Genomic DNA, 26,380 nt, shown 5'->3' on the forward strand with positions numbered 1-26,380 from the left:
ATTACCTCGTCAAGTTCTTTCTTTAAAATACCCAGCAGCATATGTTTCCATTGTGTATCTTTATTAGAGTAAGAAATAAAAATGCCACAATCACAAATTATTGATTACAAACCAGTTACAAAATAACCCCTTGTACATAGTGTCCGCTTCTGATACACATGCAAGAGGTACACCTGTACGCATTCGCAACACAACCCAAACGGTCTAAAAAGTTGGTTTTACCTAAGGCAAAATTGCGAAATACTCATTACCTTCGAATTGAAAATTAGCTTTTTGCTTATGGCTGCAGTTAAAAACGGACGGGTATTGGTAGTCGACGATGAGACAGATGTGCTCTTCGCCATGAAGATGTTACTCAAAACGGAGGTGAAAGAGGTCGTAACGGAGAAGAATCCCGAGAACCTGATGAAGCTGCTGGAAAAAGAGCAATTCGATGCCATCTTTCTGGACATGAACTTCAAGAGCGCCTTACACACAGGCAACGAAGGCATTTACTGGCTCAACCGGATACTTGAAAAGGACCCGAATGCCACCGTGATTCTCATTACGGCTTACGGCGATGTGGAGCTGGCCGTGCGTTCGCTCAAAGAAGGCGCCTACGATTTCATTGTAAAGCCATGGCACAATGACAAACTGCTTGAGACGCTACACCATGCCCTGGAGGCGAAGCAACTAAAGCAAAAAGGACAGTCTCCCAAAGCTAAAACGAACAGCAATACTTCCCCTATTCTAGGCGAATCGGTGTCCATACGGGAGGTCCTGTATAAGATTGAGAAGATAGCGCCTACTGAAGCTAATGTGCTGATATTGGGCGAAAACGGCACCGGCAAAGAACTGGTCGCACAGGCGCTTCACCAGAAATCCTTCAGAGCCGATAAGCCTTTTGTAAGTGTGGATGTGGGCGCCCTGACCGATTCACTGTTCGAGAGTGAATTGTTCGGCTACAAAAAAGGAGCATTTACTGATGCCAAAGAAGACCGAAAGGGACGCTTTGAGGCTGCCAACGGCGGCACGCTTTTCTTGGATGAGATCGGGAATATCTCACTGCCCATGCAGGCCAAACTACTTACGGTGTTGCAAAACCGACAGGTAACCCCTCTGGGTTCTAATCAGCCTATACCTGTCGATATCCGGTTGATCACGGCGACCAATGCGCCCATCTACCAGTTGGCCGCCCAGAACCAGTTTCGCAAAGACCTGATCTACCGCATCAACACTGTAGAGATCGTGCTGCCTCCGCTGCGTGAACGCGGTGCCGACGTGGAGCTACTGGCACAGCACTTTGCCGCTCATTACGCTCCCAAGAACCACAAGGCTATACCTGAGTTTGCCCCTGCCACTCTCCAGAAACTACGGCAGCATACCTGGCCCGGCAACATCCGCGAACTGCAGCATGCTGTGGAGCGGGCCATCATTATGGCCGAAGGCAATGTACTGCAGCCACAGGATTTCAGCTTCTCGGCTATGGAACTAGAGGCTCCTCAACCTACTGCAGCCGGTGCGCTGGTGTTTGATCAGCAGCTGCCGCTCAGTGAGATCGAGCGAGAGACTATCCGCCGTGTGATCGAGAAGAACAAAGGCAACATTTCCAAATCAGCCAAAGAGTTGGGCTTGACCCGTACCGCCCTGTATCGCCGCCTGAACAAGCATGAAATTTAAACGGCTCGAGTTTGCACTCCTGGTCCGGTTCATCCTGCTATTTGGCATGATGCTCCTGACCTCGCTATACCTGGTGCAGTTTACCTGGCTACAGGTTGGCTCCGGCATCCTGGTGATGCTGGCACAGGTATGGGAGCTGGCCAACTACGTGACCCGTAGCAATTATGAACTGGCCAAGTTCCTGCAGGCAGTCAGGCAGCGGGATTTTACGCAGCAGTTCAACGAAAACCCCTCCAATCACTCGCTACGGCCGCTCCACCAGGCGTTCAACCAGATCAGCCATACCTTTAAGCAGCTGCAGATCGAGAAGGAGGCCCAGTTCCACTACATGCAGACCATCCTGCAGCTGATTGACACTGGCATCATGGCCTATGACGAAGAGGCGCAGGTAGAGTGGGTGAACGATGCTTTCAAGAAGATACTGGGTATACCGCACCTTAAGAGCCTTGACAACCTTGAAAGGCGCTATCCACAGCTATTGGAAGCAATACTGGAACTACAGCCCGGCGAGAACAAACTGCTGAAACAGAAACTGCCACAGGGCAATACCCAGCTTTTGCTATCGGTCACCACGTTCACCATGCACAGCCATCATCTCACACTGGTTGCAATCAAGAACGTGAGCTCTGCCGTAGATGAAACAGAAACCGAAGCCTGGCAAAAGCTGCTACGTGTAATGACCCATGAGATCATGAACTCGGTGGCGCCCATCGCCTCCCTGGCCGACTCACTAGGCAAGCACCTGCAGGCAGAGCGCGAAGAGCAGGAAGCAATGGGGCAGCAACTACCTAACCACGAACTGCTGCAGGATACAGAGGAGGGCATTTCGATCATCAAGAAGCGGAGCGAAGGTCTGCTGCGCTTTGCCCACTTCTACCGCAACCTCAATAAATCGCAACAGATCCTGCTGACTACTGTTTATGTGCAGGAGCTGCTCAACAGCATTGATGGCCTGATGTGCCCACGGCTGCACGAACAAGGTATAACCCTTAGCTGCCGGGTATCCATACCTGACCTGACGCTGAATGGCGACGTGAATTTACTGGAGCAAGTGTTGATCAACCTCATTCTGAATGCGGCCCGAGCGGTAAAGGATGTGCCAGCCCCACAGATCTGGCTTAGTGCCGGTGAACTGGATAACGGCAAAGTATTCATTGAGGTGCGAGACAATGGCACTGGTATACCGGAGGCCCTCATGGAGAGTATCTTTATTCCGTTTTTCACCTCACACAAAGACGGTTCAGGCATAGGCCTAAGCCTGGCCAAGCATATCATGCTACTGCACAAAGGCTCGATTCAGGTGGAATCACAAGAGGGGACAGGAACTGTTTTCACTCTTATCTTTTAGCAGATACCACTCATTACTAACCTATTAACACCGCTTTCGTTCATAGAAAAACGAGTATATACAGGCTCCTACATACTCCTTCCCTATGAAAAGCGTCTCCTTACAACAGCAGGTGACTGCCATGCTGGCCACAGCCGATGTCAAGGTCAATGGCCCTGATCCCTGGGACTTGCATGTTCATGATGATCGCTTCTACAAGCGAGTGCTGAGCCAGGGCTCCCTCGGCTTAGGAGAGTCCTACATGGAGGGTTGGTGGGACTGTGCGCAGATAGACGAGTTTGTGAACAAAGCCATTCGTGCAGATTTGTACAAAAGGGCCCGATTCGGGTGGCGCACCGTGCTCGAAGTTCTGCTCGCCAAAGTGATCAACCTGCAACCCAAAGGGAAGGCGGCACGCAACGCCCAGCGCCACTATGACATAGGCAATGGCCTGTACCAGCGCATGCTCGACAAACGACTGGTTTACAGTTGCGCCTACTGGAAAGAGGCAGACACCCTGGACCAGGCACAGGAACATAAACTCGACCTAGTTTGCCGTAAGCTGCGGCTGCAACCCGGACAGCGGGTGCTCGACATTGGCTGTGGCTGGGGAAGCTTTGCCAGGTATGCGGCCGAGCGGTACGGTGTAGAGGTTGTAGGCGTAACCGTTTCGCGGGAGCAGGCAGTGCTGGCCCGAGAGCTTTGCAAAAGGCTGCCAATCGAGATCAGGCTGCAGGACTACCGTGATGTGCGTGAGCAGTTCGATCATGTGGTGTCCATCGGGATGGCGGAGCATGTGGGCTACCGCAACCACCGCACCTATATGCAGACAGCTGCACGTTGTCTCAAAGACGACGGACTGTTCCTGCTGCACACCATCGGCGTCAATTTCTCTAAAACATCCCCCGACCCATTTATTGACAAGTACATCTTCCCAAACTGCTTGATCCCTTCGCTGCGGCAACTCACGGCTGCCATGGAACATGTTTTTGTGGTGGAGGACCTGCATAACTTTGGCCCTGATTATGACCTAACACTGATGGCCTGGCATCATAACTTTAATCAGCACTGGCCCGAGCTGCAGGGGGAATACGGAGATCGCTTCTGGCGTATGTGGAACTACTACCTGCTTTCCAGTGCCGGGTCTTTCCGGTCTCGCAATAACCAGCTGTGGCAGTTTGTGCTTTCCAAGCAAGGTATACCTGGCGGTTATGAAGCAGTGCGTTAGGTATAGGGGTCAGGTATAGCAAATCAAAATCTAATTTGACAAATCTCTGTATGGAACATAGAGCGCTTTGAACCGATGGAGGAAAGGCAATCGTGGATCCTATTACAATCTACACCCAAAAAGCAAAGGCCGGCGAAATGAATCACCGGCCCCGCCTCGTTAGGATAGTTAAACACGCATTATTTTTGCATTACAATTCGGATAAAGGACACACCTTCATCTGTTACCAGTCTGGCGATGTACATGCCGCCAGCCAGCTTGCCTTTCTCGAACTGGTAAGTTTTATGCTCACCCGCTCTGCCAGTGCTCTGTGCCAGTACTGCTACTACAGCACCTCGCATATCCAACACTTCGAGCTTGTAGCTACCGTCCTGCGTCAGTGTGAAGCCAATGTCAGTTTTAGCACCAAATGGGTTAGGCACAGCGCGCAGGGCCATTTTCTCGGCGCTGATCTCCGCTTTGGCAGTAGCCGTTGCCGTAGCAGCCAATCCGCAGTCACCCAGGTTTCCTTTGGCAGCTGTCAGCAGGTATGGCACTGCATTCGGAGCCACGCACTCCGCTACTCCGTCTACACATACCAGCACTTTGTCTTTCTTCTTGCCATCGCCGCAGCGCACATCCACCACTGTTATTGTGATCGTCTGATGCTTGATGCAGCCATCGCCGTTCACGGCACGCACTGTGAAGGTATAACTACCCGCTGCTTTCGGAGTGAAGATCACACTGGCACCTGTTGTTGCGCTCAGGCCTTCTGGTCCGCTCCAGGTATACTCGTTATCCGCATCGCCACCTGCTTGCAGACGCACGTTCTGTGGTCCGTAACCCAGGTATAGGTTTGATGCTACACCGCCTGTGTATACATTCGAAGTAGCAACTGCGTCGAGTGTCAGAGGTGTTGTGCAAGCGTAGGTTTCCGGCAGATCATAAGCCTCTACCTGGTCAAAGCGGTTGAGGTTAGAACCTTGGTCGGCACTAAAGCCCAAACCTCTTCTTGCAAACACTTTCCAGATCAGTTCCTGGTTGGCACCCTCGTAATTCTGACGGTCAGCCAGCAAGATCGCATCACGACCATCTACGAATCCAGGGCGACATGCCTGCAGTTTCAGACCATCGATCACCAGTTGCATGGCCATGTTATTACCCCCTTTGCCATTGTAGAGGTCTGCTTCAAAGCCGTACTTGTCGATCAAGGCCCAGGTCATATCCCACAGCATGGTAGACCATACAAAACCAACGCCGTGCGGTTGGCTGATCGCTGCATTGTTAGTAGAAGCATAGGTATGCGGGTTCACGCCGAAGTCAGTAGAATAAGGGGCAGGCCGGATGCCGGGACCGTCTGTTGGCTGGCCTTTGGCGTAGGTACCGATGCCTCTTACTTTGGCGCCTGTATCACCAGGCTTCATGGTCATCATCAGGCCGAACCAGTCGCTCCAGCCCTCGCCCATCTGCTCGGCGTTGTTGAGGCAGTTTGCCACCGTGCGGCCACCTGTCAGACGGTTTGAGATGCCATGGCCATACTCATGCACGATAATGCCATTGTCGAAGTCACCATCTATTTCAGGTCTGCCATCATCCTTCAGACGAACTCTTACTTCTTCACCGGCATCCATACGGGCTCTGATCAGGGCGCCTGCCTCCTGGCTGATCATGACAGCAGGTATAGTAATAGGCATCGTTGGCGTTCCACCCATCGCAATCGGATCGCCTGCTGCATTGTTGATCACAATCACAGCAATAGCACCCGCTAACTGTGCGGCCTCTACTTTCTCTGTAAAGGGACAAGTGCCCCGGTATACCACCGCAATGTTACCGGCAACTGCCAAGGTGTTGGTCAGCACGCCACAGCCTTCTTGCGGCAGGCCGGTTGTACCCTGTCCTACCACGAGTTTGCCTGTTACAGGGTCTGAGTTGAGTTTGCGTGCCCATGCTGCTTCAGTTGCAGGGTAGCTGCCAGCCACTGATGAGGGGGAGGTAACGGATACCATGTCAGCATCAGGCGGGCTGCTCCACAGGTACATCTGCATGCGGGGAGCAAAGCCATCAACGTTGGTCGCAAAGTTTGCATTGTTACGGGAGGTGCCGTTTCGGTTATCCTGCGCTTCTGCCAGTACCGGGTCACCTTGTGAGCCGCCTCTGCCATAGTTGTTGAGCTGGAAGTTACCGCTGGCCTCGTCGAAGCCATACTGGTACCATACGTCATGCACCACGTTGTTCCAGTAGAACAGGTTAGTGATGGCAGCGTCGCGATAGGTTACGGGCTGCTTGTTAAAGTCGATCGGGAAATCGAAGCTCAGCTCAGGACCTCCGTCCGGACTGTAGTTGGTGCTCCAGCTGTTATTATTGTTAGGGTCTTCGTAAGCGTACACGTTGTTGCCACGGGTTCTGGTTTCAGTGTGCCAGCCTTGTGGCGAAGCCAACTGATTAGCGGCAGAGGTGCTCACCAGAGAGCGTGGTCCATGACTTGGGCTCTCCAACGGCATAGCAAACACATTGTAGGCATTGGACACCCGTACGATGCTTGCCTGGGGTGCCGCTACATAAGGCGATGCCGTGCTGTGGCTGTGGTCATCGTGCAGGAACCTGCCTCCCGGACCATCATTTTCAAACTGGCAGTGCACCACCATGTTGTCTTTGTCCAGCACAGCGCCTGTAGTGGCGTCTAGCCGGAGGTTCCACCAGTTCTGCCCATCCAGTTCATAGATAGACACCTCCCAGGCCAGTCGCAGGCTGCCGTCTTCCATGGGCTGGTATACCAGCTTGGCAGGTATAGGCTCCAGCGAGATACCTGCTTTGGAGAAGGTAACCGCTCTGCTTCGTCCATTGCCACGTTCCTGCACTGTTAGTGGTTCTTTCATGGTAATGCCCAAATACTGCGCAGCAGCGCCCACGGCTCCGGCGGCGTCTAAACCCGGCTGGTTTGACTTCACTCGTTTGCCTACCTGCTTCTGCAGTCGGTTGCCCATTGTGAGCACACGCCCCTCTTTGCTCATGCTGATGTTTGTCACGGCACCATGCACTTCAATGCCTCTGTAGAGCTGCTTGATGTACAGGTGCTTCATGCCACTCTTTGGACTTTCAGTCTCACTGGCCAGTTCAAGCTCAGCTACGTCTTCATCTTCCAGTTCGAGTTGCTTTTTGTTTTTCTGAATGTGGTTCAGAGCGGCTTGCGGGACTGGTCTTTGGTCAGACCTCCCCTGCCCGAAGGCGGTAAAAGTGCCAGATAAGAATAAGACCAACAGCAACAGCTGCCAGTGCAATTGTAGACGTGTTTTCATGCGCTAATTTTTAAGGGTTAGACAATCGAGGCTGGAGGACCCGGACTGTTGGAAAGGGATTAATAACTTCCTAAAAGTAAATAGCTTACAGCATGAAAAACAGGAATAATAGGCAATAAAAGTAACTATAACAAAAGCATTATTTTTTTGAACAAAAAAATATTAATCGTTCTAAGCGATCTGTATTAGCCAAAACATCCGGTACAATTATGTTTACATAGTTTTATCTTTATATTGATAATATCTCCTGGAATTGTATCTACTCCATCACAATTCCTTCTGAAAACTGCTCTACTCAGACAATACTCCCAAGGACATAGCATTACATTTGGCCAGTAAGAACTGATTCAGGTATAGCTTAAAACAGCAAGGGCCGGCGAATTGCTTCGCCGGCCCTTGCCTGTATTCTTTCTGGTGACTGTTGCTACCTCAGCAACAGCATGGTCCCCGATCGGGTACTGCCACCATTTACAATCCGATAAATGTACATACCGTTTTCACGGCCTGCTGCATTAAAGGTTTTCTTGTAGGTTTCACCTTGCTTTACTTCGCCTTCGAATACCGTCTCCACCTCACGACCTGTGATGTCATATACCTTGAGAATGGTATGGCCTGACTCTTTCGCTTTGAAGCTGATCGTCGTGCTTTCAGAGAATGGGTTAGGGTAGTTCAACAGGATCTCTCTGTCGTTCAACTCTGAAGAGCGCAACGACTGACTTGAGTTTGCGGTAAGTGCAAAGTTCTCTGGCAAGTCAAATGCCTCTACCTGGTCAAAACGATAGTAGCTCAATCCCTGGCTGGCGCTATAGCCCACACCTCTTCTGGCAAAAGCTCTCCAGATCAGTTCCTGGTTGGCACCTCCGTAGTTCAACTGGTCCGCCAGCAGGATCGCATCGCGACCATCCACAAAACCCGGATAGCAAGGCTGCAGCTTCAGACCGTCGATCACCAGCTGCATCGCCATATTGTTACCGCCATTGCCATTGTACAGGTCCTCATCGAAGCCGTACTGATCGATCATATCCCAGGTCATCTCCCAGAGAATGGTCGCAAACACAAAACCGATACCGTGCGGAGCTGACAAACCAGGATTGTTGGTTGCACCATAGGTAAAGTTGTTTACACTGAAGTCTGTGGTATAGGGAGCTGGTCTGATGCCGCGGCCTGTAGTTGGCTCACCTACCGCATAAGTACCTATACCTCTGATCTTCTCGCGGGTATCACCTTTTTTCATGGTCATCATCAGGCCGAACCAGTCGCTCCAGCCTTCACCCATTTGCTCAGTTGTCAGTACCATACCGCTGGCCAATACCTGAGTTGGCAAACAGGATGTAGTACCAGGGCCACCTGTGAGTCGGTTGGAGATACCATGGCCATACTCGTGCACAATGATGCCGTTGTCGAAGTCACCGTCAATTTCAGGTCCTGACCCGTCGTCTTTTAATGACACAATCACCTCCTGGTTTGCGTCGAGCAGTGCTCTGATGCTGGCACCAGTTACGTCACTGATCATGACAGAAGGTATAGTAATAGAAGGATCAGCGCCACCCATGGTACCTGGAGCACCCGGGGCGTTGTTGATAACCACCACCGCGATGGCACCGGCATCCTGAGCGTTTTTAACTTTGATAGTAAACGCACACGAACCTCTGTAAACCACGGCTATATTCCCGGCAATAGCCGCGGCGTTGAGCATAGGGCTACAACCCTCAACAGGTAACGCGTCGTTGCTGTTTGCGAGCACTAGCTTCCCGGTCACTGGAGTTGGGGAAAGAGCAGGTCCAAATGCCGCAGTGGCTGCAGGGTAGCTTCCGGCAATAGAGGAAGGAGCTGTCACTCTAAACTTGTCAGGATCTGGTTTGCCGCTCCACAGGTACATCTGCATCCTTGGTCTTCTGCCATCAATTGGCGTCGCGAAGTTGGCGTTGTTACGAACCGTAGGTATATTTCTGCCATCCTGGGCTTCAGCCATCACGTAGTCACCACCCAAACCTCCTTTACCAAAGTTGGAGGATTGGAAGTTACCGCTCTCCTCATCAAAGCCATACTTATACCATACGTCGTGGATGATGTTGTTCCAGTAGAAGAGGTTTGTGATAGCTGCATCCCGGTAAGCTTCCGGTTGCTGAGAGAAATTAACCTGGTATTTGAAAACCCGCTGTGTACCCCCATCAGGACTGTGCCCATGCACGACATCTGCTCCATTATCAGCGTTACTGGCTATATGGCCAGTATTGTTCGGATCTTCATAAGCATACACGTTGTTACCTCTGGTAATGGTATAGCTCATCTTATCTGTTGTATGCCAGCCAAAAGGCGATGCGGTTCTGTCTGCCACTGAGGCTGCGTTTACTGGTTTTCTACCGCCATGGCTTGGACTCTCAATTGGCATTGGGTATACCTCATACAAACCAGGTGTTTTCCCATTGTTAACAGGTCCGGCAGCCGGTGCATAGGGTGTCATATCCATTATCTGAGCTTCAGGGGCAGCAGTTGTATGGCTGTGATTGGCATGCAAAAATTCGCCTCCAGCTCCATCGTTTTCGAACTGACAATGCACTACCATGTTGTCTTTATCCAATAGCTCACCCGAACTGGCATCCACTCTGATGTTCCACCAGTTCTGGGCGTCCAGTTCATAGATGGAAACCTCCCAGGCCAGTCGTAATGTACCATCCAACATAGGCTGGTATACCAGCTTGGCAGGTATAGGCTCCAGCGAGATGCCTCCTTTAGAAAGCAGCACCTCTCTGTTTTTAGCATTGGTACTCTCCAGCACAGTCAGAGACTCGCTTACAGCAACGCCCAAGTGTCGGGCAGCCGCGGCTACTGCCCCGCTCGCATCCAGCACTGGTTGTTTTCCATTTATCCGGCGGTCGATGTCTTCCTGAAAGCGGTTACCAACTGTTACTACATCACCTTTACTGTTGACACTGATGTTCGTAATTGCACCGTGAATTTCAATTCCGTCTACTTGCTGCTTGATGTAGTAGTGCTTTACGCCACTCTTTTTACTTTCAGACTCACTGCTCAGTTCCAGATCAGCTACGTCTTTGTCTTTAACTTTTAGCTTCGCTTTGTTTTTGTTGATGTGATCAAGTGCTACCTGGGGTACCTGCTTTTTACTGGCTGGCTTTTTCCCTTGTGCAAAAGAAACGGTGGATCCTGACAGCATAGCCACAATAAGGACTAGCTGCAAACACATGCGTAATGCTCTGGTCATAGTTAATAGTTTAAGTTAGGAATAAAAGAATAATGGATAGAACTTTACTACGCCTGTTTATTTTAATAGTTATATTATAATACTTTATTTTATAAAATACTTTAAATCCATAAATGTTTGCAGTTCAAACAATTGCATTCATTCAAATTCTATATTCATATATATGAATTGAACTAAAAATCACATATAACGAAAAACGCAACCTTGATCAAAACAGCCTGTGTTATGAATTCTGATTTGTGGATAAACCTTGGGATAACTACTGGATAAAAAGCTCTCCCATCTGAGCTACAGATTGATTATCTTTGTCCTAATGGAAAATTTTGTAGTATCTGCGCGTAAATACCGTCCGTCCACGTTCGACAGTGTGGTGGGGCAGCACCATATCACCAACACCCTCAAAAACGCTATCAGCAGCCATCATTTGGCGCAGGCGTTTTTGTTCTGTGGACCGCGTGGGGTGGGTAAAACTACCTGCGCCCGTATCCTGGCAAAGACCATTAACTGCCAGAACATCACGCCGGAGGTAGAGGCCTGCAATGAGTGCGAGTCTTGCCGCAGCTTCAACAGCAACAGTTCGTTCAACATACACGAACTCGATGCCGCCTCTAACAACTCCGTGGAGGACATTCGGAACTTGGTGGAGCAGGTGCGCTACGCCCCGCAGACGGGTAAGTATAAGATCTACATCATTGACGAGGTGCACATGCTCTCGAACCAGGCCTTCAACGCGTTTCTGAAGACGCTGGAGGAACCACCGGCTTATGCCATCTTTATTCTGGCAACTACTGAGCGCCACAAGATCATCCCAACTATCCTGTCACGCTGCCAGATCTTTGACTTCAACCGTATCCGGATCGAGGATATGATGCGCCATTTGGGGAACATCGCCCAAAAGGAAAACATACAGGCAGAGCCGGATGCCCTGCACCTGATCTCGCAAAAAGCCGACGGTGCCCTGCGTGATGCGTTGTCGATTTTTGATCAGATGGTGACGTTTTCAGGCAGCAATGTGACCTACAAGGCCACGGTCGAGAACCTGCACATTCTGGATTACGACTACTACTTCCGACTCACCGACCACCTGCTGGAGCAGAATCTGTCAGGCTCACTCCTGCTGTTTGATGAGATATTGAAGAATGGCTTTGATGCCCACAATTTCCTGATAGGTATAGGCGAGCACTTCCGGAGCCTGCTGGTTTGCAAAGACCCGCAGACCGTGCAATTGCTGGAGGTGTCGGATAATATCAAGGCGAAATATGCAGAGCAGTCTCAGAAGTCGTCCGTGTCGTTTTTGTTGTCAGGACTGAACCTGGTAAGCACCTGTGATACCAATTACAAGAGCAGCAAAAACCAGCGCCTGCATGTGGAGCTGTGCCTGATGAAAATGGCGCACCTGAACGCAGCTTTTAGTTTTGCGCAAGAGGGAGCTGAATTAAAAAAAGCTAAGGTAGTAGCCCCGGCACCAGCCGCTACCAAGCCTGCAGGTGCCCCAGCTATACCTTCGGCAGCGATGCAGCAGCCTACCGCTAGCTCTGTACCATCGGCTGCCATGCAAGGCAGTGGCAGTATACCTTCAGTGGGTTTGCAGCAACCAAATCAGCAGGGCACGGTGCCTTCGCAGGATTTGCAGCAGCCACACAAGCCACAACAGGTCACTCCAGACGCTCACCTGACGCCACCTCAGGCGCAGGCCGCTCCCGCTCCAGCTATGCAGCGGCCGTCTATACCTGTGCCCCCTCAGAAAAAACTGGGTAAACTGCCTAGCCTGAAGGACCTACAAAACCCACCTGTGGCTGTAGCCGATGTGGCTGTGGCTGAAGAAGAGGAAGAAGTAGGCTACGGAGTAGCCGCACCGCTTGATCAAGCCCGGTTGAACACGGTATGGCATGCCATTCTGCGTCGCAAAAAGTCGGAAAACATGATGGAGTATACACTTCTTAACCGGCAGTATCACATCGGCGAGGATAATGAAATCATCCTTCACCTGGAAAACCATGTGATGATGGACCAGTTCACCAGCTTGCGCCCTGAAATACTCCGTGAACTGAAAGCACAGACCGGAAACCGCAGTATTAAGCTGAGAGCTGAGGTAATGGAAGTACAGGAAGGAAACAAACTCTATACTTCGCAGGACAAATTCAACTACTTGGCCGAGAAATATCCGGTGCTCGTCGATATGAAGCAGCGCTTTGGCCTCGACACTGATTTCTAATTCGAGAAAAATTTTATATTTGTAAAGTTCTAATTAAAACACAAGGTGGGTCATGAGGTTTTCTTCTTGGAAACTTCGTGACTTAGCCTTATTTGTTTTGGTGTACCCTATACTGTACCTAACTAAAAACCCATGAAAAAAGGATTATCGTTGTTTCTGGTTGCGTCGGCGCTCACGCTCACGCAATGCAAGAATGAAACGTACCAAACATCGTCAGCCTCTGACACTAGTGTAGCGGCCTCTACGGCACAGAAGGAGTATAAGTACGAAACAGTACCGAACGATCCGCTCAACGCCCGCGTCTATACCCTGGACAATGGTCTGAAGGTATACCTGTCGGATTATGAAGATGCGCCGCGTGTGCAGACCTTCATTGCGGTACGCGCCGGCAGCAAAAACGACCCAGCCGACGCAACCGGTCTGGCGCACTACCTCGAGCACATGGTGTTCAAAGGAACCAGCCAGCTTGGCACACAGGACTGGCAGAAAGAGAAAGCGGAACTCGACAAGATCGAAGCCCTCTACGAACAGCACCGCAATACCACCGACCCTGCACAGCGCAAAAAGATCTACCACCAGATCGACTCCATCTCAGGCGTAGCTGCGACCTATGCCGTAGCCAACGAGTATGACAAGATCCTGGGCGCGATTGGCGCCAAAGGTACTAACGCCTATACCTCAGTGGAACAGACGGTATACACCAATGACGTTCCAAGCAACCAGTTGGAGCGTTGGGTAGCCCTCGAAGCACATCGTTTCGGTGAGCTTGTACCACGCTTGTTCCACACGGAGTTGGAAGCGGTATACGAAGAGAAGAACCGTACCCTCGACAACGACGGCTGGAAAGTGATGGAGACGCTGAACGCGGCCATGTTCCCAACGCACCAGTACGGTACCCAAACCACCATCGGTACGATCGAGCACTTAAAGAACCCTTCGATCACAGAGATCAAGAAATACTTTGATGCTTATTATGTGCCAAACAACATGGCTATCGCGCTGAGCGGTGACATTGACTTTGATGAAACGATCCGTATGATCGACGAGCACTTCGGCAAACTGAAGCCTGGCACAGCTCCAACCTTCACGGTAGCACAGGAGAAGCCAATCGCGCAGCCAATCGTGAAAGAAGTGTCTGGTCCAAGTGCTGAGAACATTTCGATTGCTTACCGCTTCCCGGGTATGAGCTCACGCGACGCACAGGTGCTAAGCATGATCAGCGCAATCCTCTACAACGGACAGGCCGGCCTGATCGACCTGAACCTGAACCAGCAGCAGAAAGTGTTGCAGGCTTATGGCTACGACAACCAGATGAAAGACTACTCGGTGTTCCGCCTGGGTGGTTCGCCGCGTCAGGGCCAGAGTCTGGATGAAGTAAAGAATCTGCTATTGGCACAAGTGGAGTTGGTAAAGCAGGGCAAGTTCGACGACGACCTGATCCCGGCCATTGTCAATGACAACAAGATCAGCCTGATGCGTGCTTATGAGCGCAACTCAGACCGTGCTGACGCTTTCGTGACGGCCTTTATTTATGACATTCCGTGGGCTGACTACGTGAGCCGTCCGGAGGAATTTGCGAAGATCACCAAGCAGGATGTGATGGCTGTTGCCAACAAGTACCTCAACAACAACTATGTGCAGGTATACAAGCGAAATGATAAGAACGCTGCCAGCCTAAAAGTAGAAAAGCCAAGCATCACACCGGTACCTGTTAACCGTGAGGCGCAGTCAGCTTATTACAGCGATTTCATGGCCAAAGGCCCTTCTGAGCTTTCGCCGGTGTTTGTAGATTACAAGACCGACATCAAAGAGGCTAAACTAAAGAATAACATCCCGCTGCTATACACGAAGAACAGCGAAAACGGTCTTTTCCAGATGTACTACATCCTGGATATGGGCAGCGACAATGATCCAAAGTTAGGTATGGCCGTGAACTACCTCAAGTTCCTTGGCAACGACAAGTATACAGCGGAAGAACTGAAGAAGGAATTCTACAAGCTGGGCACTTCTTTCAACGTGTCTGCTTCAGGTGATCAGGTATACGTGTCACTCTCTGGCCTTGACGAGAACTTTGAACCGGCATTGGCCCTGTTTGAGAGCGTGCTGCAGAACCCGAAAGCTGACCAAAAGGCATTGGATGACATGGTACAAGGTATGCTGAAGGCCCGCAATGACGCGAAGCTGAACAAAGGCGTGATCCTGAACCAGGCGCTTGTGAACTACGCGAAGTATGGCCCTAAGAATCCATTCACATCGGTACTTTCTGAGAAAGAGCTGAAAGCTGTGAAACCGCAGGAGCTGGTGAACATCATCAAGAGCATCCCTACTTATGAGCACCGCGTGCTGTACTATGGCCCACGTGAAACAGACAAATTAGTAGCGACACTCAATGCCGGCCACATTGTGCCAGCTAAACTGAAGCCGGTTCCGGCCGAGAAGGTATACGCTGAACTGGACATCAAGCAACCAATGGTATACTGGGTGGATTACAACATGGTACAGGCCGAGTTGATGTTCCTGACAAAAGCAGATGCCTTCAATAAAGCCATGGTGCCGACCATTCGCTTGTACAACCAGTACTTCGGTGCAGGTATGAGCTCTATCGTATTCCAGGAGCTGCGTGAGTCGAAGGCCCTTGCCTACTCAGCTTACTCCAGCTACAGCACTGCTGCCAAGAAGGATCGCTCGAACTACATCATGTCTTACATCGGTACGCAGTCAGACAAGTTGCCGGAGGCGATGGCAGGTATGCAGGAGCTCCTGACGAACATGCCTCTGGCCGACGAGAACTTCAACCTGGCAAAAGCCTCGTTGCGCAATAGCATCTCTTCGGAGCGCATCACCAAGTCATCTATCCTGTTTGACTACGAGCGTGCCAAGCGCCTCGGTCTGGACTATGACATCCGCAAAGACGTGTATGAAAGCGCTAACAGCCTGACATTTGACCAACTGCAGGCCTTCCAGAAAAAATATGTGAGTGGCCAGCCACAGGCAATCCTGGTGATCGGTTCAAAAGACAGACTGAACTTTAAAGAGCTGGAGAAATACGGTAAAGTACAGCAACTGACTTTGGAGCAAGTATTTGGGTACTAAGCCTGAGCGCTATACCTTATAAACAAAAGCGGCAGCCTGTATGGGCTGCCGCTTTTGTTTTCTATTGAATCCGTATGCAATTGAGCTTATTCTTTTGTAGCCAGCACTTCTGCTACACTGGTCCATTTTATCTCAGGGTAGCGGTCGTTATCCAGTGGCTCAAGTTTCGGAAGCCCGGTGAACATATCACGCATGTACTGCATGCCTTGCCAGGCAGGGAAAACTTCCTTACTAGTTGGTGTAAGTGTTTTAGTGATCTTGATAATCCCATTAAGTAAGCCTATCCCACCAACCCGCAGCAAACTGAACTCTTCTCCGGTGGCTTTGGTGGCTGCCTCTCTCAAACCATGAGCATTCAGTACATCACCGGCAATGCGCAGGTAGCGTGGTGTGGATGGGTCAAGAGCTGCAGCAGCGGTATACTCGGCAGTATTTTGGACGGTAGTAAAATCCATTAGCTGGTTCGGGTCACCATAATACATGATCCGCTTTAGTGGAAAGAGCACAATGGGCGCCTGCCCGGTGAGCAAATCCGTAAACATGCCATTCAGGATGGAAGTAGCGGCTATTGGGGCTTTGTCCAGCTGCTCTTTGAATTCTTTTCGGAGGTCCAGGTTGCGGTTATTGCCAGCAGGAAGCTTTGTGAAATCAATCGCAAAGTCAGAAGGTATAAAACGGGGGACACCAGCCGCTACTGCTGCTCTTAACAGCAAGGTCTGTATACCTACCATGACATAGTGCAGGCCCGACAGAGCAGAAACAACACAACTCGCTCCTTCGCAGGCTTTGGCCAGTGCAGCGGCATCATGAAAGTCTATTTCACAAATGGTAGCTCCCAGACTTTTTAAATATTCTACTTTATCTGCATCACTTTTAGGTCGGACCAGCGCTCTCACCTGAGCCCCCTTCTCTAAAAGGGACTTGGCAATGCGCCCGCCCAGATCCCCTGTTCCCCCTGCCAACACTATAACTGAAGCATCTGAAGTATTGTTATTTGCCATAATTGCTCGATTACCTTTGGTGTGTAACAGGCTTTGGCGGGAAAGGTTACATGCTACTGCTGTTGCTACTTAAGTTCAGCCAATCATCCTTGGTCAGCGACTTGAAAAAGCTGTTGTCGGCCGTAACCAGATCGGTAGCCAATTTGGATTTGTTTTGCTGCAGTATCTGAATTTTCTCTTCCACCGTGTTGGGGCAGATGAGTCGCACGGCAATCACCTTCTTCTCCTGTCCTATCCTGTAGCTGCGGTCTATGGCTTGATTTTCCACAGCCGGATTCCACCATGGGTCCACGATAAAAACATAATCGGCTGCAGTTAGGTTAAGGCCTGTTCCTCCTGCTTTCAGACTCACCAGAAATACCCGTATCTCTTCATCCGTTTGGAACTGGTCGACTACTTCTCCCCTGTTACGGGTGCTGCCTGTGAGGTATGAGTACTTGATGTTTTCCTTCTCCAGCTCCGCTTTAATCAGATCCAGCATACCTACAAACTGAGAGAACACCAGCACTTTGTGATGGTGCACTACATTCTGGATCTGTTGCAACAGTACCTGTATTTTAGCGGATGTATCCGTGAAAAGCTTGGCATCACTGATCAGCAGAGGTGAGTTGCAGATTTGGCGCAGCTTGGTGATGCCGCGCAGCACGTGCATCGGATGCTTAGTCAGTTCTTCCTCACCGCTGGCGTTGATATAGTCTCTGAATTCCTGCTCGGCAGTGTCGTATACCTTGCGTTGCTCCTCTCCCATTTCGCAGTACAGAATCATTTCTGTTTTATCAGGGAGTTCTTTAGCTACCTCGGCCTTTGTTCTTCTCAGCACAAAAGGGCCAATCTTCTCCTGTAAGGCCTGCGCACTTCGCCTGTCCTTAAATTTATCGATGGGCATGGAGTACGTGTTCCGGAAATAGGTCCTGGTGCCCAGCAAACCCGGGTTGACAAAGGAAAGCTGCGCATAAATATCGAAGGTGTTGTTTTCGAAAGGCGTACCTGTGAGCACCACTCTGTTGCGTGATTGCAGCAGACAGGCCGCTTTGTAGCGCTGCGAGTTCGGGTTTTTGATGTTCTGCGACTCATCCAGGAAGGTATAGCCAAACCCGAATTTCTTCAGAAAGACTATATCGGAGAGCAGGGTATTGTAGGTCGTGATGACAACGTCGTACTCCTGAAAGGCAGCTGTGTCTTTTGCTCTGTTGGGACCATGATGTACGTGTACTTGCAGGGATGGGGCAAACCGCTGCAGTTCTGCCTGCCAGTTTGGAATCAGCGACGTCGGTACGACCAGCAGGTGTGTTTGTCGCTCCCTTTTTTCGCGCAGCAACAGTATAAGCGCAATGATTTGGACTGTTTTACCCAAACCCATATCATCGGCGAGGCAGCCGCCAAACTGCAGATCGTCCAAGAAGTTGAGCCAGCTGAGCCCCTGCCACTGGTAAGGTCGAAGCGTGGTCTGCAGCCCGGCTGGCAAGGGTGCCGGGGCAATGTTTTCCACGTTACTCAGCTGTGCCTTGTACCACCACAGTTCTTTATGTACCTGTTCGTTCAGCATGTAGTCTTCGAACAACTCGGTAATCGCCGCAAAGTTCGTTTTCGGAATCTGCAGTTCCTCCTCGCCTACCACCGCGCCTGTTTCGAAATAGAGCTGCAGACGCTGCAGCCATTCTTCGGGTATAATACCCATCGTGCCGTCATCAAGCAGTACGTACTTGCTTTTGTTCACGACCGACTTCTTCAGCTGCTTCAGCGACGCTTTCTTACGCCCGAATTTTACCTGAACCGTTACATTGAACCAGTTCAGGCCGCTGTCTACGTTGATTGACACAGTCGCTTTGTGCTGGTTGAGCTTGTTCCCCTGCAGGTCGTTGAAGCCCAGAATCGCAACCCCATACGCAGCCAGGTTATCGAAAGCATCGAGAAACCACGCTTCATCCAGAAAACGTGTCTTGTGCAGGTAAAAATAGTCGAGCATGTTATCGAGCTGCTCCCAGAAGTGCGGGTGCTGCTGGATCAGCAACTTTGTGAAGGCCGCTTCTGCTTCGGTATTACGCGCCACAAAAAAGGGTCGGCCCATGTTGTCCTGGTCATAGATCAGCTTGTTTGACAGCAAGGGAATCTCGATTTCCCCATAGCGCATGAAAGGGTGCAGCAGCACGTAGTTCTCTGACTCGATTAGGTAGAGCACCTTTTCCAGTTCCTGATTGAAGCCCCTGCTCCTTAACTGGGCTTTGGTGGCAGGCTTCAGGTAGGTATGCTCCACGGGCACATGCGTGTCTATTTTGGCCAGCACCTGCTGCTGAAATTGCAAAAAGGCATCGTGCGGCAACTGAAGCTCCTGGTCGTGCTTTTTGAAATAGGCCACCACAGGAGGCAGGTGCGGGTTGGCGCACAGATACCAGGTGTCGTCGGCAATCAGAAAATGGTCGTACCGGACGCTGATGCGGCTAAGGGGATAGTAAGTGCCGTTGATAAACAGATCGTTGGTGACGGTGAACACGTCGCTATTCAGACCAACACGCACTTTAAAGTCCATTTTCGGTTGCGTCACCTGAACAGGTGTGATGGAGCGCGGTGTTATTTTATCAGATACATCGCTGTCGTGGAGGTAGAAGGTATAGCGGAGCGGATTGCGCACAAGCGCCTTTAGACTGGCTGCATCGGCAGCTGACTTTTCGTAAAAACTCTGGAAGCGGGCTATGGCACTGTAAAACTTTAACTCGTCTGGCTGCTCGGTTCGCCATACCTGTTCCAAGGGGTTTAACACGGTAAAAGGAGCTTTTAACTCGCCTGTGCTGCTTAGGCTACAAGAGACAAGTTGGGCACTGAACAGGTTGTAGTAGCGATGCCTGCCAATGACAATGATCGTTTTTAAATCGGCAGAAGCGTTGGCCAGTTGTGGTTGAGCAGCAAGGTAGGCGGCAAAAAGCGACTCTGGGTCACCATTACTTTCAAAGGATTCAAAATACTGTGAATACTGTTCCATGCCTGCTTTCCTATAATACTTGTAGCATACGCTGATAGGACCTACTATCGTAATGATAAAATATATGGCATAGGTATAGCAGGCAGGTATACAGCATGAACTACAGGTTATGAATGCTGCTGCTGCGAAGCTAGCCCAACCAGGCGCGCAATCACAATAGCAGGAAACAAGATGCCAACAGCCGCCAAGCTAGTCGCCACCATTTTAGCAGCCGTACTCACAGGATAGATGTCCCCAAATCCTACTGTCGTTAGCGATGTCAGACTAAAATAAATGAAGTGGGCATAATCCTGGTCTGTTCCTGTTAACACCACATTGCCTCCGATGGAGACCCCCGTGGTAGCATGAATCACCTCCAGCGTAAGCGCCCCCATAAGTGCGAGCAACAAATAAACATTAACAGCTCCTACAATGCGATAAACATTTACACTTTGGTCACGAAACAGTAACCGGAAGTTGATATACAGGAATACTGCCGTATTGGCAATTGCGATCACATTTTCCAGGACGTAGTAAGAATAGGGGTTTTCTCCGAAGCGAATGAGACGCAAGGTTAGATGCACACCGAATAAGATCGAGGACAACATCATCACCCAATAGTTGCTGGTAGCAAAAATACCAGACAAGAAAACGCTTAGCAACAGTACATTGAAAAGCAGTACACCATGTACGCTGACCTCCATTATAATGGGCAGCACAAACACTACCGCAATTAGCATGATCAATAATATAACAAAGCTGACATCAGCTAGCCAGTAAGACCGAATTTTCTCGACTAAAAGAAGCATAATTTATAAATAGCTTTTTATGTTCTGTGGCTGCACAGTATTAAGTCAATCACAAAATAAGCATTTAAACTGAACCGCCATATAAATAAGGAAGGCTGCCCGATCGCTCAGGCAGCCTTCCTTTATACATTATACCTCCTATTAGAAATTAGCTAAAGCTGCATTCAAGGTCTCGCTTGGACGCATGGCTTTGCTGGTTTTCTCTTCGTTCGGGTGGTAGTAACCGCCGATGTCAACTGGTTTGCCTTGGGCGGCGATCTGCTCGTCCACGATCTTTTGCTCGTTGTCGGTCAGCTCTTGTGCCAGCTTTGTGAATCGGTCCTTCAGCTCCTGGTTCTTGGTCTGCTCAGCCAATGCCTGTGCCCAGTACATAGCCAGGTAGAAGTGGCTGCCACGGTTGTCGATGCCGCCTACTTTACGGGATGGTGACTTGTCTTTCTCCAGGAACTCCGCGTTGGCTTTGTTCAGCGCTTCTGCCAACACTTCTGCTTTCTCGTTTTTAGTCTTGTAAGCTAGGTCCTCCAGCGATACCGCTAGTGCCAGGAACTCACCCAGCGAATCCCAACGCAGGTAGTTTTCTTCTACGAACTGTTCCACGTGCTTCGGTGCAGATCCACCGGCACCGGTTTCGAACAGGCCACCGCCATCCAGCAATGGAACGATCGAAAGCATTTTTGCGCTGGTTCCTAACTCAATGATAGGGAACAGGTCGGTCAGGTAGTCGCGTAGCACGTTACCAGTTACCGAAATGGTATCTTTGCCTGCTTTGGCACGCTCACAGGTATAGCACATGGCTTCTACCGGCGACATGATCTTGATCTCAAGACCGTTCGTATCGTGGTCCTGCAGGTATTTCTCTACTTTTTGGATCAGGTTGGCATCGTGTGCACGCTGCGGGTCCAGCCAGAAAATAGCCGGTGTGTTCGTAATGCGGGCTCTTGTCACGGCCAGCTTCACCCAGTCCTGAATCGGAAGGTCTTTTGTCTGGCAGGCTCTGAAGATATCGCCTTCTTCTACCTTTTGCTCCATCAGCGTGTTACCGTCTGCATCTACAATGCGAACAGTACCAGCCGCCGCCATCTCAAAGGTTTTGTCATGCGAGCCATACTCTTCGGCTTTCTGCGCCATCAAACCAATGTTCGGCACAGTACCCATCGTAGTCGGGTCGAAAGCGCCGTTCTCTTTGTTGAACTGGATTACTTCCTGGTAAATCTGTGCGTAAGAGCGGTCTGGAATGATCGCTTTGGTGTCGTGCAGTTTGCCGTCCGGACCCCACATCTGGCCAGACGAACGGATAGCCGCTGGCATAGAGGCGTCGATGATCACGTCGCTTGGTACATGCAGGTTCGTGATGCCCTTGTCAGAGTTTACCATCGCCAGTTCAGGGCGCTTCTCCATCTCTGCTTTCAGGTCAGCCTCAATCTCCGCACGCTTCTCAGCTGGCAGGTTCTGAATCTTGGCATACACATCGCCTAGTCCGTTGTTCGCGTCAACACCAAGTTCTCTGAACGTAGCGCCGTGCTTCTCAAATGTCTCTTTAAAGAACACCGTTACTGCATGACCGAACATAATAGGGTCAGACACCTTCATCATGGTGGCTTTCAAGTGCAGCGACAGCAGAATGCCTTGCTCCTTCGCCTCTGCAATTTCTTTCTCCAGGAACGAGCGCAATGCGTTGCGGCTCATCACAGAAGAGTCCATCACTTCGCCAGCCTTCAGGGCTACTTTGTCTTTCAGCACTTTGGTTTCGCCGTTGGCGCCTACAAACTCGATGCGCACATCGGTTGCTTTGTCTACTACCACAGATTGCTCGCTGCCGTAGAAGTCGCCACCGTTCATGTGAGCTACATGTGTTTTAGAGTCAGAAGACCACTTGCCCATAGAATGCGGATGGCTCTTAGCATATTGCTTCACCGCATCCGCTACTCGACGGTCAGAGTTACCTTCGCGCAACACCGGGTTCACAGCGCTACCCAATATTTTAGCATAACGTGCTTTCGCTTCTTTCTCCGTATCGTTTTTAGGGTCGGCCGGATAGTCAGGTATGTTATAGCCCTGCGACTGCAATTCTTTAATAGCCGCTGTCAGCTGAGGTATAGAGGCGCTGATATTTGGCAGCTTGATGATATTGGCTTCTGGCGTCTTGGCCAGTTCGCCCAGGTAGGCCAGGTCATCCGACTGCTTCTGCTCTTCGGTCAGGTTCTCCGGGAAAGACGCGATAATACGTCCAGCCAATGAGATATCTCTGGTTTCCACTTGGATATCGGCGGCTTTCGTGAACGCCTGTACGATCGGCAGGAAAGAGCGCGTCGCTAAGGCTGGCGCTTCATCAGTAATGGTATAGATGATTCTAGATGTTTTTGTCGTCATTTAGGTCAGTGTTTAATGAGTTAATTTCGGGGACCAAAGTGTGCTGTCTTTTTAGTTAGCAAACTACCTATTCCCCTGCGCTAGTTTAGGAAGCAAATATAAGAGTCTTTTTGATAAGGCTAAACCTTAGGTTAGTGTTTCGTTTGCACCATTTCCTACGCCCTTGTCGTCAGTAGAATTGGACAATTAGACGGGCACGTGAGTTGTTCAAATGTAACCGAATTTTGTACTTCTCGTTTCTAGCCTTTGAGCTTACCTTATTAAAAATCTGCTATACTTATTATGTTTTCGAAACTTAAGACCAACTTTAGATATTTATTTTCCCTTTCAATTATCCTATTTTCAATATCCTGCACCGACAATAAGACCGAGGAAGAGATAGAGCCTCAGATAGAAGAAGCGCCTATCAGAATTATGCCTTTAGGAAATTCTATCACACAAGGTGGTGAAACCAACCCAAGCTACCGATATGAACTATGGAAAATGCTGGTAGATGCTGGTCTGGATTTTGAATTTGTCGGCTCTTTAGATACGAACTGGCATCGGGATGCTCCTAATACTGAGCATGGTGCCGATGTAGCCTCACCCATGATGGGAACAGAGTATAAAGGGCAGGTTTTTACGAACAAACATGAAGGCCACTGGGGGTGGAATACCACTGACATCTTAAATGGCTACGAAAGCCCCACCCAGTACAAGCGGGACAAAGGAAAGTTAAGCGATTGGCTCAAGGGCTATACTCCAGATGTTGTTTTGATGCACTTGGGCACCAACGACATGATCCATAGTAAAACTACAAAGAGCACACTGGATAGAATAGAGCTGATTATCGGACAGCTGCGTGCAGACAATGAAAACGTAGCTATCATGTTGGCCAAAATCACACCTATCCCTTCACAATATGCCAATGTTGACTCAACTCAGCACTTTGTTTCTTTATTACCTGAATTGGCAACACGTCTTTCAACTCAAAATTCTCCAATTATCATAGTTGACATCAATACTGGCTATAACCCAACAACCCTAACTTATGACATGCTGCACCCCAATACTGCAGGTGAAAAGTTTATTGCAAAACGTTGGTATGATGCCATCAAAGCAAATGAAGAAACATTGTACAGTTTAGCGGCTCAACGTTACCGCAAAGAGTTAGGCAAGTAGCATCTGCGTATCTGAAATAAGCGCAACTCAATAGGGTTGCGCACGTTTTATGAGCTACTCAGTACTAATTACTTAGCTTACAGTATTATGCTACCCTTTCTCTGCCGCCTTCTACAACAAACTTATACCCTCCCCTTCGTCCTAGTTCTGTTAGTCGGTTTCGAAGCCTACCCGCAATCCCAACCAATCAAAATCATGCCTCTGGGCAATTCTATTACGCAGGGCAATATGGATTTTGTCAGCTATAGGTATCCTCTGTGGAAAAAGCTGGTTGATGCGGAAGTCAAGTTTGAGTTTGTGGGTTCTCACACAGAAAATAATGGTGGTACCCCTCAGTTTGATGTTTATAAAGGACAGTCCTTCAATAATAGAAACGAAGGCCATTGGGGTTGGACAACCGATCAGGTTCTGAATGGCAGAGATGGCAAGGGCAATATCGCACAATGGGCAAATACACATAAACCGGATATCGTTTTGATGCACTTAGGCACCAACGATATGTTTTTAGGCCAGAGTATAGATGAGACTATCACGGAGATAAATGCCGTTATAGATACGATCTACAAATATTCGCCTGGAGTTACTATCTTTTTAGCTAAACTAATTCCTGCTGATGGACAGGTGGTTGGTCCTGGTATAGCCCAAAATATTCAAATATTAAACCAGAGGATAGAAGCTTTGGTCAATAATCAAACCTCAACTGGCCCACCCCTTTTATTGATTGATCAAAACACCGGATTTGATGCTGCTGAAGGTGCACACACTTATGATGGTATACATCCGAATGAGAGCGGAATGAAAAAAATGGCTCAAGTTTGGTTTGAGGCGCTCATGAATGAAATTATCATCCCGTTGCCAGTAGAACTGCACAGCTTCAAAGGTATGGCAACACAAAGCGGGGTGCAGCTCAATTGGAAAACAGCATCGGAGCAGGACAATGCGTATTTTGAAGTGCAGCGTGGTCAAACGGTTACAGAGTTTGTCCCTATTGGCCGCATAGAGGGAGCAGGAACAACTGCTTTACCCCAAAACTATACCTTTAAAGATAAAGAGGCCGGCAATGGCGTAAATTATTATCGTCTACGCCAGGTCGATTATGATGGCACTGAGAGCTTTTCTTCGGTGCTAGCAGTGAGTCTGATGCAAGCTACAGCAGAAGAAATGCGTGTATACCCTACCCGCACTAAGAGCAATACCCCTATCACTTTGCAGATGCTCGCCTTGCAACCCATGGAAAAGTTCAGCATCTCGATCTATACGCTGGAAGGAAAACTGATTAAGCAATTTGATGCAGAAGCTGACAACAGAGGCAATTTCATACAGTTACTTAACACATCCGACCTTAGTGATGGCACCATGTACATGGTGCGGGCTACGCTGCCTGGCAGAGCTTTTATCCGTCACCTCATGGTTGATCGCTAAGCGACCTACCCTTCCTGGCTATCATTTTGTTGCCTTAGCAGGCGTATTACCTCATCATCACTTACCTGTTCAAACACCTGGTAAAACTGCCCTACCGCCTGAAAAAAAGGAGGTACTAACAGACACACTACCTCGTCCACCAGAGACTCAAACTGGTCAATGGCAGCTTGAGGAGCAACAGGTACGGCTATTATAATTTTTCGGGGTTGCTTATGCCTGGCCATATGCACGGTAGACAGCAGCGTCTTTCCAGTAGCTATGCCATCATCCACAATAATCACAATGCGCCCATGCAAGTCAACGGGCTGTCGGTTGCCCATAAAAAGCTTATACTTTTGGCGTAGACTCTCTTTTATCCGCTCCACCTCAGCCTGAATATAGCTCGCGGATACATCAGCTCGATCATCTACTTCCACATCTTCGAGACTAACTGCTCCTATCGCAAATTCCGGATTCAAGGGGTGGCCTATCTTCTTGGAAACGATTACATCCAATGGCATACCCAGCTGCTTGGCAATGGGCGCTGCTACAGGCACACCTCCCCTGGGTATAGCCAATACCACGCCCTCTTGCCCTTTGTAGCGCGCCAGCCTGCTGGCCAGCATCTCCGCAGCAACCTGCCTGTTGGGTATTATTTCCAT

The 26,380-nt window shown here is 49.7% G+C and carries 14 protein-coding genes; 7 read left to right on the top strand and 7 right to left on the bottom strand.

Annotation, left to right across the window (positions count from 1 at the left end; genetic code table 11):
• The first annotated feature begins 279 nt into the window (after nucleotides 1-279).
• The 3 genes from AC5FX6_RS12720 to cfa all read left to right on the top strand — a co-directional run bounded on the left by AC5FX6_RS12720 (nucleotide 280) and on the right by cfa (nucleotide 4,214).
• Nucleotides 280-1,659 carry a sigma-54-dependent transcriptional regulator gene (locus AC5FX6_RS12720; RefSeq protein WP_493597428.1) on the top strand — a complete coding sequence of 460 codons (1,380 nt, stop codon included), beginning with the start codon at nucleotides 280-282 and terminating at the stop codon, nucleotides 1,657-1,659.
• Nucleotides 1,649-3,007, top strand: a complete 1,359-nt coding sequence (locus AC5FX6_RS12725) for a sensor histidine kinase (RefSeq protein WP_493597429.1) — start codon at nucleotides 1,649-1,651, stop codon at nucleotides 3,005-3,007. Before AC5FX6_RS12720 ends, AC5FX6_RS12725 begins: the two co-directional genes overlap by 11 nt.
• A gap of 85 nt (nucleotides 3,008-3,092) precedes the next feature.
• Nucleotides 3,093-4,214, top strand: a complete 1,122-nt coding sequence (gene cfa, locus AC5FX6_RS12730; RefSeq protein WP_493597430.1) for a cyclopropane fatty acyl phospholipid synthase — start codon at nucleotides 3,093-3,095, stop codon at nucleotides 4,212-4,214.
• Between the two features lie 179 nt (nucleotides 4,215-4,393).
• Here cfa and AC5FX6_RS12735 read toward each other — a convergent pair whose 3' ends face one another.
• Entirely contained in the window at nucleotides 4,394-7,489 is a 3,096-nt protein-coding gene (locus tag AC5FX6_RS12735; RefSeq protein WP_493597431.1) for a T9SS-dependent M36 family metallopeptidase, read from the bottom strand.
• Between the two features lie 424 nt (nucleotides 7,490-7,913).
• Nucleotides 7,914-10,712, bottom strand: coding sequence for a T9SS-dependent M36 family metallopeptidase (locus AC5FX6_RS12740; RefSeq protein ID WP_493597432.1), 2,799 nt, complete (start codon nucleotides 10,710-10,712; stop codon nucleotides 7,914-7,916).
• Nucleotides 10,713-11,025: 313 nt separating this feature from the next.
• Between AC5FX6_RS12740 and AC5FX6_RS12745 the strand changes: the two genes are divergently transcribed.
• A complete protein-coding gene (locus tag AC5FX6_RS12745) occupies nucleotides 11,026-12,927 on the top strand; it encodes a DNA polymerase III subunit gamma/tau (protein WP_493597433.1) in 1,902 nt (633 codons plus the stop codon).
• Between the two features lie 132 nt (nucleotides 12,928-13,059).
• The gene (locus AC5FX6_RS12750) at nucleotides 13,060-16,020 is read left to right on the top strand and encodes a M16 family metallopeptidase (RefSeq protein WP_493597434.1); all 2,961 of its coding nucleotides are present in this window, start codon (nucleotides 13,060-13,062) and stop codon (nucleotides 16,018-16,020) included.
• A gap of 86 nt (nucleotides 16,021-16,106) precedes the next feature.
• Here the strand turns inward: AC5FX6_RS12750 and AC5FX6_RS12755 are convergent, their stop codons facing one another.
• From AC5FX6_RS12755 to AC5FX6_RS12770, 4 genes are all read right to left on the bottom strand, one after another.
• Nucleotides 16,107-17,021 (bottom strand): NmrA family NAD(P)-binding protein, encoded by a 915-nt coding sequence (locus AC5FX6_RS12755; protein WP_493597435.1) that lies wholly within the window; start codon nucleotides 17,019-17,021, stop codon nucleotides 16,107-16,109.
• A 46-nt stretch (nucleotides 17,022-17,067) separates the two neighbouring features.
• Entirely contained in the window at nucleotides 17,068-19,998 is a 2,931-nt protein-coding gene (locus AC5FX6_RS12760) for a DEAD/DEAH box helicase (RefSeq protein ID WP_493597436.1), read from the bottom strand.
• Nucleotides 19,999-20,105: 107 nt separating this feature from the next.
• On the bottom strand, nucleotides 20,106-20,786 hold the full coding sequence (locus AC5FX6_RS12765; protein ID WP_493597437.1) for a potassium channel family protein: 681 nt from the start codon (nucleotides 20,784-20,786) through the stop codon (nucleotides 20,106-20,108).
• A 141-nt stretch (nucleotides 20,787-20,927) separates the two neighbouring features.
• Nucleotides 20,928-23,156, bottom strand: coding sequence for an NADP-dependent isocitrate dehydrogenase (locus AC5FX6_RS12770; protein WP_493597438.1), 2,229 nt, complete (start codon nucleotides 23,154-23,156; stop codon nucleotides 20,928-20,930).
• Nucleotides 23,157-23,438: 282 nt separating this feature from the next.
• Here AC5FX6_RS12770 and AC5FX6_RS12775 point away from each other — a divergent pair, with 282 nt between their 5' ends.
• Together AC5FX6_RS12775 and AC5FX6_RS12780 are read left to right on the top strand one after the other, a co-directional pair.
• Complete coding sequence (locus tag AC5FX6_RS12775) at nucleotides 23,439-24,317, top strand: SGNH/GDSL hydrolase family protein (protein WP_493597439.1); 879 nt, start codon at nucleotides 23,439-23,441, stop codon at nucleotides 24,315-24,317.
• Between the two features lie 87 nt (nucleotides 24,318-24,404).
• Complete coding sequence (locus tag AC5FX6_RS12780; protein WP_493597440.1) at nucleotides 24,405-25,739, top strand: SGNH/GDSL hydrolase family protein; 1,335 nt, start codon at nucleotides 24,405-24,407, stop codon at nucleotides 25,737-25,739.
• Between the two features lie 5 nt (nucleotides 25,740-25,744).
• Here AC5FX6_RS12780 and AC5FX6_RS12785 read toward each other — a convergent pair whose 3' ends face one another.
• The gene (locus tag AC5FX6_RS12785; RefSeq protein ID WP_493597441.1) at nucleotides 25,745-26,380 is read right to left on the bottom strand and encodes a phosphoribosyltransferase; all 636 of its coding nucleotides are present in this window, start codon (nucleotides 26,378-26,380) and stop codon (nucleotides 25,745-25,747) included.

Source organism: Pontibacter sp. LHS2 (assembly GCF_058932845.1).

Coding starts and splice junctions, on each gene's coding strand:
- AC5FX6_RS12720 (WP_493597428.1), top strand. CDS start 280: ATGGCTGCAGTTAAAAACGGACGGGTATTGGTAGTCGACGATGAGACA.
- AC5FX6_RS12725 (WP_493597429.1), top strand. CDS start 1,649: ATGAAATTTAAACGGCTCGAGTTTGCACTCCTGGTCCGGTTCATCCTG.
- cfa (WP_493597430.1), top strand. CDS start 3,093: ATGAAAAGCGTCTCCTTACAACAGCAGGTGACTGCCATGCTGGCCACA.
- AC5FX6_RS12735 (WP_493597431.1), bottom strand. CDS start 7,489: ATGAAAACACGTCTACAATTGCACTGGCAGCTGTTGCTGTTGGTCTTA.
- AC5FX6_RS12740 (WP_493597432.1), bottom strand. CDS start 10,712: ATGACCAGAGCATTACGCATGTGTTTGCAGCTAGTCCTTATTGTGGCT.
- AC5FX6_RS12745 (WP_493597433.1), top strand. CDS start 11,026: ATGGAAAATTTTGTAGTATCTGCGCGTAAATACCGTCCGTCCACGTTC.
- AC5FX6_RS12750 (WP_493597434.1), top strand. CDS start 13,060: ATGAAAAAAGGATTATCGTTGTTTCTGGTTGCGTCGGCGCTCACGCTC.
- AC5FX6_RS12755 (WP_493597435.1), bottom strand. CDS start 17,021: ATGGCAAATAACAATACTTCAGATGCTTCAGTTATAGTGTTGGCAGGG.
- AC5FX6_RS12760 (WP_493597436.1), bottom strand. CDS start 19,998: ATGGAACAGTATTCACAGTATTTTGAATCCTTTGAAAGTAATGGTGAC.
- AC5FX6_RS12765 (WP_493597437.1), bottom strand. CDS start 20,786: ATGCTTCTTTTAGTCGAGAAAATTCGGTCTTACTGGCTAGCTGATGTC.
- AC5FX6_RS12770 (WP_493597438.1), bottom strand. CDS start 23,156: ATGACGACAAAAACATCTAGAATCATCTATACCATTACTGATGAAGCG.
- AC5FX6_RS12775 (WP_493597439.1), top strand. CDS start 23,439: ATGTTTTCGAAACTTAAGACCAACTTTAGATATTTATTTTCCCTTTCA.
- AC5FX6_RS12780 (WP_493597440.1), top strand. CDS start 24,405: ATGCTACCCTTTCTCTGCCGCCTTCTACAACAAACTTATACCCTCCCC.
- AC5FX6_RS12785 (WP_493597441.1), bottom strand. CDS start 26,380: ATGGAAATAATACCCAACAGGCAGGTTGCTGCGGAGATGCTGGCCAGC.